Origin of the sequence: Paraburkholderia sp. GAS32 (assembly GCF_050434225.1) — a bacterium.
GTDB lineage: Bacteria > Pseudomonadota > Gammaproteobacteria > Burkholderiales > Burkholderiaceae > Paraburkholderia > Paraburkholderia madseniana.
Window position 1 is genome coordinate 1 of the sequence record NZ_JBNPVS010000099.1, and the last position, 11,881, is coordinate 11,881.

Here is an 11,881-nt window from a genome sequence, read left to right on the forward strand (position 1 = left end):
GTGTGATCCGTGCGCATGATGCTCTCTCCTTTGAACAGGACTCGACACGCTGATTTTACGTATCAGTTCCTCGACGCCCGTGCTCATAGGATCTAAGTCCAGCCGACTTTCTGTAGCCCTAAAACTCGCGACAAAGGGCGCGCCGACCTTAGACAATGCCCCGCAGCGTACCGTCGGCACGTTTCGCCAGGATGTACTGCAGCTTATCGAGCGAAAGGGGCTTGGTCAGATGAAAATCGAAACCGGCCGCCAAAGCCCTCGATTTGTCGGATTCGGATGCATAGCCCGTAAGCGCCACGAGCACGATGTCGTCGAGTGCTCGTTCAAGTCGAACTGCGCGTGCGACTTCGAAGCCGTCTATTTCCGGCATCCCCACGTCGATGATTGCAACCTCAGGGTGCGTAATGCACCTAACCTGAGACATTCCCTATAACGCATGTCTTAAGAGTAGCGGTCGGACGCTTTCGAACACCTCGATATTGCGCTGATGTCGGCCGCAAGCCCGCGCCAATGCTGGCGTCGCGAGCATCCCATTTTTGAAGCCTCTTTTCTGCAAACCCTACATAGTCGCCTTGCATTACCAAAGGTATGGGAAAGTGCGCAGAAAATGTAGCTGGATGGGTCAATTTGGCTTGCTACTCTGCAATCCATGCATTAAGCGCCGACGAGCACCTAAGCCAGCGCGCGATTATTCTAAATATCGTGCAAGGAGTGGTGATTTGTGCGATCTAATTGTCTCGCAGCGTTCGCCTCCGACTCCTGCTCCCCAGTTCAGTGATGAAGCTAGCTGAGGGTGAGCGTCACCTGTGACACGCCGAGGCGCTGCCGGTGAAATTTTAGACTGCTCGCAAAAAGGTGCCTGGGGGGTGCTTGGACATAGAGTCCAAGAATGGTGAGTTGGATTGTGGACCCTTTGTAGACGCAAGGGAGCGGCAACTGACGGTGGAGCGAGGAAGGACGGCGCCGCTTTCGGGAACTCGCGCCGTCGAGGAAGCGGCGATGGTCCGCGCCATTTAAATGAGGGCGGACAGGATGGCAGCAGCCGCGCCGCCGGATTGGGCGTGCATACCGTTACCAATATCGAAAATCAGGCAGCAAATGTCCGCCTGGATACAGTCAACCGGCTTGCCATTGCCCTGGACGTCGACCCTTGCCTTCCGTTGTCATCTGACCCAGTGGAAGCGCCTGGAGACTACGCCGAGCGGCCGCTTGGCGACTCGGTAGCCCAAAATCTGAAACGACTTAGGCTTCGGCTGAGCCTGACCCAAGAACAGGCCGCAACTTCGGCAGGTCTCGGACGCGTCTATGCCTACAAGATTGAAAGCAAGACGGTCGCAGCAACGCTCGATACCTTGGACGCATTGGCGCGGGTGGTAGGCGTTGAAACCTGGCAACTACTGGTTTGATACTGGCAAGAGAAACCACCGTAGGGCGAATTAAGTATCTTCTGAACGGGCAAGTCGGCTCAGACTGACGGACCGCACATTGACCATCGAGGGTGATGGCAAAGACCCAGAATTGCTGCCGCGCAGCAGAATTAATCCAAAACCTGCAGACTTTGTTGCACGCAAAGGGGCATTTTATGAATGCCGCAGACTTTGATGTGCGCCGATAGCACAAAAAAAAGGCGTCACGTTTCCGTGACGCCTTAAAAAGTTCTAGCCATTCCGAGGGCCGTGCTAGAACCTGAGAGACGGTATTCGAAAGTTGGACGGGTGCGCGATGTTGGACGCCGGACTCGAGACAGACACTGCGTGGACTGCTACGGGGGACTGTTAGAGGTACTCGACCAGACACTCCGCGGACCACGGTTGGTTCAGAATTTCAAAATGCAGAACCTGAAACCGTCTTTCGAAATGAGGTTCCATTTTTTATGGTTATGCTGACTAAGTCAAGCAAAATCTAAAGAGACCTCATTCGTCTCGGCAAAATATTCCGATACAATGAATCTTCCGACGAAAAATGCACTTCGCGCCCCATTTTGGGGCCTCCGCCGCACCTCTGCGGATCGGTTGCTGACAGGCAAGCGAACAGAAAACTGAAATATAGTTCCAGAAAAACGACATGACCCGACCCACGTCCTCCCGAACTGCCGCAGGCCCAGCCAAAGACAAAGACGGCTCGGGCGACGAAGTCACCGCGCTGGCACGTGGTTTGACCGTGCTGCGCTCGATCGCCGCGGCCGATGCGCCGCTCAGCAACCGCGAGTTGACCGAGCTGACCGGCATTCCGAAGCCCACCGTCTCGCGCATTACCGCCACGCTCGTCGGCGCAGGCTTCCTGTTCCGCTTGCCCGACAGCGAGCGATTCGTGCTGACCTCGTCTGTACTGGAGTTGAGCAACGGCTTTCTGCGCAACTTCGACATCCGGGCCCGGGCGCGCCCCTTCCTCATCGAACTCGCCGAACGCACCGCGTTGTCCGTGCATCTGGCCGTACGCGACCGCCTCGACATGGTGGTCATCGACGCGATCCGGCCACGTTCGGCGGTGCTGGTATCGCGCCTCGAAATCGGCTCGCGCATGAACCTCAGCCGCACCGCAGTCGGCCGCGCCTATCTGTCGGCGCTTGCCGAACCGGAGCGGGAAAAATTGCTGATCGGCCTGCAGGCCGCCGAAGGCGACGACTGGGGCCACGTCAGCAGCCGTCTGACGAGCGCATTACGGGAAACGGCGGAGCAAGGCTTCGCGATCGCCACGGGCGAATGGTACGACGGTTTGAACGCCATCGCATCAGGATTCACCGGCCCCTCGGGCGAGCGCTACGCAGTCAATTGCGGCGGCTCCGCGGATCAGTGTCCGCGCGACTGGCTGATCTCACGTGCGGCGCCGGCCCTGCTCGAATGCATCAGCAAGATCGTTCTCGAGATCGGCGGCACGCCTGGACGCCGCCTCGACAACTGAAACGCGCACGCGCTCGCCGGTCGGCGGCCACGGCATTTTCCAGCCGCCCTCCACTCGCACTGTAACCTTCGTAATCAAAAGAAAAATACACGGGTGGACTGTTACAGAGCCTGCGACGTAGGATCACGCATTCCCGTCGCGGGCGCTCGCCCGGCTTGCCGCTATCGCCCTTCGATAACGTCCCGCCGAGCTGCCATGATGCCGCACTGCGTTAACATCGTTGTCCCGCGCCTCGGGTAGCATCGCGCTGAACATTTGCGGCGCGCCCGCTGTCGAAACCGCCTGTCATGCCGCCTGCGTGCCGGTCCGCCGAACTGTTGAAGCGGCACAAACGCACGAGCGGCTCACATCAAAGCCAGCCACCAGACCGAACCGATGGACGAACAACAAAAGCATTCGGAAACCACACGCCCTGCCGCCCCGGCTTCTCAACCCGGTTCGCAACCGTCAGCCACCGGGAAACCTGTCGGCGGTCCCGGGAACACGCCGGTCGCAGCAAAAAGCCATCGCGGGCGCAACATCGCGCTGATCGTTGCGGCGCTGGTCATCCTTGGGGTCGTGTTGTGGCGCTGGCATCCGTGGGGCGGGCCCGGAGGCGCGAGCGGGGCTGCCGGTGCAAGCGGCGCGAGCGGCGGCCGCCCGGGCCGTGGTGGCCCTGGCGGCCTCGCCAACATGGCGCAGCCTGTTCACGTGGCGACCGCCGCACAAGGTGAGATGCCCGTGGTGCTGACCGCGCTCGGCACGGTCACGCCGCTCGCCAACGTCACCGTGTTGCCGCAGTTGAGCGGCGTGCTGCAGGACGTGTATTTCAAGGAAGGCCAGATGGTCAAGAAGGGCGACGTGCTCGCCCAGATCGACCCGCGCCCCTATCAGATCTCGCTGGAAAACGCGCAAGGCACCCTCGCGCGCGACCAGGCGCTGTTGCAAACCGCCCGCCTCGACCTGAAGCGCTATCAGACGCTGCTCTCGCAAGACTCGATCGCCAGCCAGCAGGTCGATACGCAGGCCTCGCTCGTGCGGCAGTATGAAGGCACGGTGAAGTCCGACCAGGCAAACGTCGACACCTTCAAGCTCGACCTCGTTTATGCGCGCATCACCGCGCCGGTGTCGGGGCGCGTCGGTTTGCGCCAGGTCGATCCGGGCAACTACGTGACACCGAGCCTGACCAACGGCATCGTCGTGATTACGCAGTTGCAGCCGATCAGCGTGATCTTCACGACCTCCGAAGACAACCTTCAGCAGATCATCCAGCAGACCCAAACGGGCGCGAAGCTCTCGGTCACCGCGTACGACCGCAGCAACACCACCTCGCTCGAAGGCGGCTCGCTCGAAACCCTGGATAACCAGATCGACACCACGACCGGCACGGTCAAACTGCGCGCGACCTTCCAGAACGACAAGAACCGGCTGTTCCCGAATCAGTTCGTGAATACGCGCCTGCTCGTGGACACGATCAAGGACGCAGTGATCGTGCCGACGCCGGCCGTATTGAACGGCTCGATGGGTCAGTTCGTGTACGTCGTGAAGCCGGACAACACGGTGACGGTGCGTGCGGTCAAGGTGGGTCCGGTGGACGGCGAACGCACCAGCATCAAATCCGGCCTGCAGGTCGGCGAGCGCGTCGTGATCGACGGCTCGGACCGGCTGAAGGAAGGCGCGAAGATCACGATTCCGGCCGACAAGCCGCGCAGCGCTTCGGGCGCGCGTGGTGCGAGCGGTGCAAGCGGCGCGGCTGCCGCTTCGGGCGCATCCGGCGCGCATGGACATCATCGCAATCACGCGGCGCAAGCCTCGCAATAAAGGCACGGCAACTATCGCATGAATCCATCCCGCGCCTTTATTCTGCGCCCCGTCGGCACCGCGCTGCTGATGGCGGCGATCATGCTGGTCGGTCTCGTCGCGCTGCGCTTTCTGCCGCTTTCCGCGCTGCCCGAAGTCGACTATCCGACGATCCAGGTGCAGACCTTCTATCCGGGCGCGAGCCCGGACGTGATGACCTCGTCGGTCACCGCGCCGCTCGAACGCCAGTTCGGGCAGATGCCGTCGTTGAATCAGATGTCGTCGCAAAGCTCGGCCGGCTCGTCGATCATCACGCTGCAGTTCAGCCTCGATCTGCCGCTCGATATCGCCGAGCAGGAAGTCCAGGCGGCGATCAACGCCGCGGGCAACCTGCTGCCATCCGATCTGCCCGCGCCGCCGATCTACGCGAAGGTCAATCCCGCCGACGCACCGATCATCACGCTCGCGATCACCTCGAAGACGATGCCGCTCACGCAGGTGCAAGACCTGGCCGACACGCGTCTCGCGCAGAAGATCTCGCAGGTGGCGGGTGTGGGTCTGGTGAGCCTGTCTGGCGGCCAACGCCCGGCCGTGCGGATTCAGGCGAACCCGCGCGCGCTCGCCGCGTACGGTCTGAATCTGGACGACTTGCGCACCACGATTTCGAACCTGAACGTCAACACGCCGAAGGGTAACTTCGACGGCCCGACCCGCAACTACACGATCAACGCGAACGATCAACTGACCGACGCCGACGCCTACAAGAGCGCCGTGGTCGCGTACAAGGGCGGCCGCCCGGTCATGCTGACGGACGTCGCGAACATCGTGCAGGGCGCGGAGAACACCAAGCTCGGCGCATGGGTCAACAACACGCCGGCGATCATCCTGAACGTGCAGCGCCAGCCGGGCGCGAACGTGATCCAGGTGGTCGACAGCATCAAGGCACTGCTGCCGCAACTGCAACAGTCGCTGCCCGCTGCGCTCAACGTGGAAATCGTCACCGACCGTACCACCACGATCCGCGCTTCCGTGCGCGACGTGCAGTTCGAATTGCTGATGTCGGTCGTGCTGGTGGTGCTGGTGATGTACCTGTTCCTCGCCAACGTCTACGCGACCATCATTCCGAGTCTGTCGGTGCCGCTCTCGCTGATCGGCACGCTCGCGGTGATGTACCTGTGCGGTTTCTCGCTGGATAACCTGTCGTTGATGGCGTTGACCATCGCAACCGGCTTCGTGGTGGACGATGCGATCGTGATGATCGAGAACATCGCGCGCTATGTCGAAGAAGGCGAATCGCCGCTGGAAGCCGCGCTGAAGGGCTCGAAACAGATCGGCTTCACGATCATTTCGCTGACGGTTTCGCTGATCGCCGTGCTGATTCCGCTGCTCTTCATGGGTGACGTGGTGGGACGCCTGTTCCACGAATTCGCGATCACGCTGGCCGTAACGATCGTGATTTCGGCGATCGTCTCCCTCACGCTCGTGCCGATGATGTGCGCGAAGCTCCTGCGCCACACGCCGCCGCATGAAAGCCACAGTTTCGAAGCGAAGGCCCATAAATCGATCGACTGGGTGATCGCCCGCTACGCGGTCGCGCTCACCTGGGTGCTGAACCGGCAACGCTCCACACTGTTCGTCGCGGTGCTCACGCTGGTACTGACCGGCGTGCTGTACGTGTACATTCCGAAGGGCTTCTTCCCGGTGCAGGACACCGGCGTGATCCAGGCAATCACGCAGGCGCCGCAGTCGGTGTCGTATGCGTCGATGGCCGAGCGTCAGCAGGAACTCGCCGCGCAGATCCTGAAGAACCCGGACGTGGAAAGCCTCACCTCGTTCATCGGCGTGGACGGCAGCAACATCACGTTGAACAGCGGCCGCATGCTGATCAACCTGAAGCCGCGCGACGACCGCAGCAACACCGCGAGCGACGTGATCCGCCAGTTGCAGCAGGACGTCGCGCACATTCCGGGCGCCTCGCTGTACATGCAGCCGGTGCAGGATCTGACGATCGATTCCACCGTCAGCCCGACGCAGTACCAGTTCATGCTGACCGACCCGAACATCAGCGAATTCACCACCTGGGTGCCGAAGCTGGTCGACCGGCTGAAGCAGTCGCCGGAACTGGCGGACGTGGCCACCGACCTGCAGGACAACGGCCAGTCGGTGTACATCGAAATCGACCGCGCCACGGCGTCGCGTTACGGCATCACGCCGGCTACCGTGGATAGTGCGCTGTATGACGCATTCGGCCAGCGCATCATCTCGACCATCTTCACGCAATCGAACCAGTACCGCGTGATTCTGGAAGCGCAGCCGCAGATGCAGCACTACACCGAGTCGCTGAACTCGATCTACCTGCCCTCTTCCACCTCGTCGGGTGGCCAGGTGCCGCTGTCGTCGATCGCGAAGTTCATCGAGAAACCCGCGCCGCTGCTCGTCACGCACCTGAGCCAGTTCCCGGCCACCACTGTCTCGTTCAACCTCGCGCCCGGCTCGTCGCTCGGCGCGGCGGTGAAAGCGATCGATCAGGCGGAGAAGGATATCGGGCTGCCGGCGTCGTTCCAGACGCGCTTCCAGGGCGCGGCGCTGGCGTTCCAGGCGTCGCTGTCGAACGAACTGTTCCTGATCCTGGCAGCGATCGTCACGATGTATATCGTGCTCGGCGTGCTGTACGAGAGCTTCATTCACCCAATCACGATTCTGTCGACGCTGCCGTCGGCCGGCGTCGGCGCCCTGCTCGCGCTGCTGATCACCGGGCACGATCTCGACATCATCGGCATCATCGGTATCGTGCTGCTGATCGGTATCGTGAAGAAGAACGCCATCATGATGATCGACTTCGCGCTCTACGCCGAGCGCGAGGAAGGCAAGCCCCCGCGCGAAGCCATCTATCAGGCGTGTCTGCTGCGTTTCCGGCCGATCCTGATGACCACACTTGCCGCCCTGCTCGGCGCCCTGCCGCTGATGCTCGGCACCGGCGCCGGCTCGGAATTGCGCCGCCCGCTCGGTATCGCGATTGCCGGCGGTTTGATCGTCAGCCAGTTGCTCACGCTGTTTACGACGCCGGTGATCTATCTCGGCTTCGACGCACTCGCCCGCCGCGTGCGTGAGCGCTTCAATCGCGGCAAGCCTGTGCCGCCCGCCACCGATGCAGGGACTTAAGCGATGAACCTGTCGCGTCCGTTTATTTCCCGCCCGGTCGCCACCACGCTGTTGGCGATCGGCATCGCGCTGGCCGGTATTTTCGCGTTCACCAAGCTGCCGGTCGCGCCGCTACCGCAAGTCGATTTCCCGACCATTTCGGTGCAGGCGACGCTCCCGGGCGCGAGCCCGGACACGGTCGCGACCAGCGTCGCGAGTCCGCTCGAACGGCATCTCGGCTCGATCGCCGACGTCACCGAAATGACCTCGCAGAGTTCGGTCGGCTCGACGCGCATTACGCTGCAGTTTGGCCTGAACCGCAACATCGACGGCGCCGCGCGCGACGTGCAAGCGGCCATCAACGCCGCACGCGCCGATCTGCCGGCGAGCTTGCGCAGCAACCCGACGTACCACAAGGTGAATCCGGCCGACGCGCCGATCCTGATTCTCGCGCTCACATCGAAGACGCTGACCGCCGGCCAACTGTACGACTCGGCGGCCACCGTGTTGCAGCAGTCGCTTTCCCAGGTGGACGGTGTCGGCGAAGTCGATGTGAGCGGTTCGGCGAATCCGGCTGTGCGTGTCGAACTTGAACCGAATGCCCTGTCCCACTACGGCATCGGCCTCGAAGACGTACGCGCGGCGCTCGCCGCGGCCAATGCGAACAGCCCGAAAGGCTCGATCGAATTCGGCCCGAACCGCGTGCAGATCTATACCAACGACCAGGCCAGCAAGGCGTCGCAGTATAAGGATCTGGTCATCGCGTACCGCAATGGCGCGGCGGTGAAGCTGTCCGACGTCGCGGAAGTGGTCGATTCGGTCGAAGACCTGCGCAACCTGGGCCTCTTCAACGGCAAGCGTTCGGTGCTGGTGATTCTGTACCGCCAGCCCGGCGCGAACATCATCGACACCATCGACCGCGTGACGGCGATGCTGCCGCAGTTGCACGCGTCGCTGCCCGCCGACGTGGACATCGCGCCGGCCGCCGACCGCTCCACGACGATCCGCGCGTCGCTGAGAGACACCGAGCGCACGCTGATGATCGCGGTGGCGCTGGTGGTGATGGTGGTGTTCCTGTTCCTGCGCAACTGGCGCGCCACGCTGATTCCGAGCGTGGCGGTGCCGATCTCGATCATCGGCACGTTCGCCGCGATGTATATGCTGGGCTTTTCGATCGACAACCTGTCGCTGATGGCGTTGACGATCGCGACCGGCTTCGTGGTCGACGATGCGATCGTGGTGCTGGAGAACATCTCACGGCATATCGAGAATGGCGTGCCGCGCATGAAGGCCGCGTTCCTCGGCGCGCGCGAAGTCGGCTTCACGGTGCTGTCGATCAGTATCTCGCTGGTCGCCGTGTTCCTGCCTATTCTGCTGATGGGCGGCATTGTCGGGCGGCTGTTCCGCGAGTTTGCGCTGACGCTGTCGCTCGCGATCGGCGTGTCGCTGATCGTCTCGCTCACCTTGACCCCGATGATGTGTTCGCGCCTCCTGCGCGAGCCGCATGAGAAAAAGGAAGAAGGACGTTTCGGCCTCTGGCTCGAACGCGGCTTCATGTCGATGCATCGCGGTTATGAGCGTACCCTCGGCTGGGCGCTGCGGCATCCGCGCCTGATCGTGATGATTCTGCTCGCGACCATCGGACTGAACATCTGGCTGTACATCATCGTGCCGAAGGGCTTCTTTCCTCAGCAGGACACGGGCCGGTTGGTCGGCGGCATTCAGGCCGACCAGAGCACGTCGTTCCAGGCGATGAAGAGCAAGTTCTCGGAGATGATGGAGATCGTCGGCAAGAATCCCGCCGTGGACAGCGTGGCGGGTTTCACCGGCGGCCGGCAGACCAACTCCGGTTTCATGTTCGTTTCGCTGAAGCCGAAAAGCGAGCGCAAGCTATCCGCCGACCAGGTGATCCAGCAACTGCGCGCCCCGCTCGGCGAGGTGGCCGGCGCGCGGACTTTCCTGCAAGCGGTGCAGGACATTCGCGTAGGGGGCCGGCAATCGAACGCGCAGTATCAGTTCACGCTGCTGGCCGATTCGACGACCGATCTGTATCTGTGGGGACCGAAGCTGACTGAGGCGCTGCAGGCGCGCCCCGAACTCGCCGACGTGAATTCCGACCAGCAGCAAGGCGGCCTCGAGGCGATGGTGACGATCGACCGCGCAACCGCCGCGCGCCTCGGCATCAAGCCGGCGCAGATCGATAACACCTTGTACGACGCGTTCGGCCAGCGCCAGGTCTCGACGATTTACAACCCGCTGAACCAGTATCACGTCGTGATGGAAGTGGCGCCCAAGTACTGGCAGAGCCCGGACATGCTGAAACAGATTTACGTCAGCACCTCGGGCGGCAGCGCGAGCGGCGCGCAGACCACCAACGCGCCGGCCGGCACGGTGACCGCGCGGACCACGGCTACGGCTACAGCGAGCACGAGCGCGACGACAGGCGGCACGGCGGGCACGACTGCATCGAGCGTGGCGAGCATCGCGACCGACTCCGCGCGCAACCAGGCGATCAATTCGATTGCGGCGAGCGGCAAGTCGAGTGCTTCGTCGGGTGCGGCCGTGTCGACGTCGAAGGAAACGATGGTGCCGTTGTCGGCGATCGCGAGCTTCGGGCCGGGGAATACGCCGTTGTCGGTGAATCACCAGAGCCAGTTCGTGGCCTCGACGATTTCGTTCAATCTGCCGCCGGGCGTATCGTTATCGACCGCGACGCAGGTGATCCACGACACGATGGCGCAGATCGGCATGCCGGGGACGATCCACGGCAGCTTCCAGGGCACGGCCCAGGCGTTCCAGCAGTCGATGTCGGACCAGCCGATTCTGATTCTGGCCGCGTTGGCGGCGGTGTATATCGTGCTGGGGATGTTGTATGAGAGTTATATCCATCCGCTGACGATTTTGTCCACCCTGCCCTCCGCGGGCGTGGGGGCGTTGCTGGCTTTGCTGCTGTTTAAGACTGAGTTCAGCATCATTGCGTTGATCGGGGTGATCTTGCTGATCGGCATCGTGAAGAAGAACGCAATCATGATGGTGGACTTTGCTATTGAGGCCTCCCGGCAGGGGTTGTCGTCGCGGGATGCGATTTTTCAGGCTTGTTTGCTGCGGTTTCGGCCGATCATGATGACTACCTGTGCTGCGCTTCTTGGGGCGTTGCCGCTGGCCTTTGGAAGTGGTGAAGGGGCGGAGCTTCGGGCTCCGTTGGGGATTGCTATTGTGGGTGGGTTGATTGTTAGTCAGATGCTGACGCTGTATACCACTCCCGTGGTGTATCTGTATATGGATCGGATTCGGGTGCGGTGGGAGGCCCGCAAGGGGCGGCGGGCGGGGGTGGCGCCTTCTTGATGTTTTTTGCCTGCGCGGCGCTTGTTGTCAGTGTTCTTAGGGTGTTGGCCTTTCCTTGAATTGTTAGTGGTCTATTAGCGTTGCCCCTGTGCGGGGCGGCACCTACTTCTCTTTGCCGGCTGCAAAGAGAAGTAGGCAAGAGAAAGCAGCTTAAACCGCTAATGCTAAGTGGGCACCGTGGCCTGCAAGTGGTAGTGGTGCATCTGGAATCCGTGTTCTCCCACGTTCCGCGTTAGTGACAAAGGAGTCATCAGCTCCCACTCCGCACTGCGTGCGTCGCGGACGGGTCTGCATGGGAAACCACGGGCTTCGGTTCAGGTCTGTGGGGGCCGTCGGCTTCGCCTCGGCGACGCGCTCCTGCATTCACCCGGGAAACCCCACTTCAAATGATTTGCCGGTGCCCCGCAATCACGGTCACAGTCGCGGTCGCGGTATGCGATTGCAGTTGCCGCTCCAATCACAATCGCGGTGGTGGCGGCGGTGCAATGATGAGCCACGGTCCGGTCGCGAGCCGTGGGCGTCAAAACGCAGCGATCGGTTTTTGAACTGCTCTTCGGCGCGCGCAGCGCCGCCGGAAGTATGACGCCCTTGTCACTGGCGCATGCAGGGGCACGAACCCAGATTCCAGATGCACCACTACCCGCAGCAGACCACGGGCCCCACTTAGCATTAGCGGTTTGAGCTGCTTTCTCTTGCCTACTTCTCTTTGCAGCCG

General features: G+C 62.1%; 6 protein-coding genes. 5 read left to right on the top strand and 1 reads right to left on the bottom strand.

The genetic code is table 11. The features are described from left to right. Positions 1-148: 148 nt before the first annotated feature. Positions 149-424, bottom strand: coding sequence for a response regulator (locus tag P3T25_RS47805; protein ID WP_408518945.1), 276 nt, complete (start codon positions 422-424; stop codon positions 149-151). Between the two features lie 637 nt (positions 425-1,061). Here P3T25_RS47805 and P3T25_RS47810 point away from each other — a divergent pair. The 5 genes from P3T25_RS47810 (at position 1,062) to P3T25_RS47830 (ending at position 11,166) form a co-directional block, all read left to right on the top strand. Beyond that, positions 1,062-1,406: a helix-turn-helix domain-containing protein gene (locus P3T25_RS47810; RefSeq protein WP_166618179.1), complete on the top strand. Its 345-nt coding sequence runs from the start codon at positions 1,062-1,064 to the stop codon at positions 1,404-1,406. 658 nt (positions 1,407-2,064) lie between these two features. Further along, a complete protein-coding gene (locus P3T25_RS47815; RefSeq protein WP_154560154.1) occupies positions 2,065-2,901 on the top strand; it encodes an IclR family transcriptional regulator in 837 nt (278 codons plus the stop codon). A 375-nt stretch (positions 2,902-3,276) separates the two neighbouring features. Beyond that, complete coding sequence (locus P3T25_RS47820; protein ID WP_171928821.1) at positions 3,277-4,701, top strand: MdtA/MuxA family multidrug efflux RND transporter periplasmic adaptor subunit; 1,425 nt, start codon at positions 3,277-3,279, stop codon at positions 4,699-4,701. Positions 4,702-4,719: 18 nt separating this feature from the next. Then, a complete protein-coding gene (locus tag P3T25_RS47825) occupies positions 4,720-7,842 on the top strand; it encodes an MdtB/MuxB family multidrug efflux RND transporter permease subunit (protein WP_154560156.1) in 3,123 nt (1,040 codons plus the stop codon). A 3-nt stretch (positions 7,843-7,845) separates the two neighbouring features. Continuing rightward, complete coding sequence (locus tag P3T25_RS47830; protein ID WP_429364690.1) at positions 7,846-11,166, top strand: efflux RND transporter permease subunit; 3,321 nt, start codon at positions 7,846-7,848, stop codon at positions 11,164-11,166. Positions 11,167-11,881 lie beyond the last annotated feature (715 nt).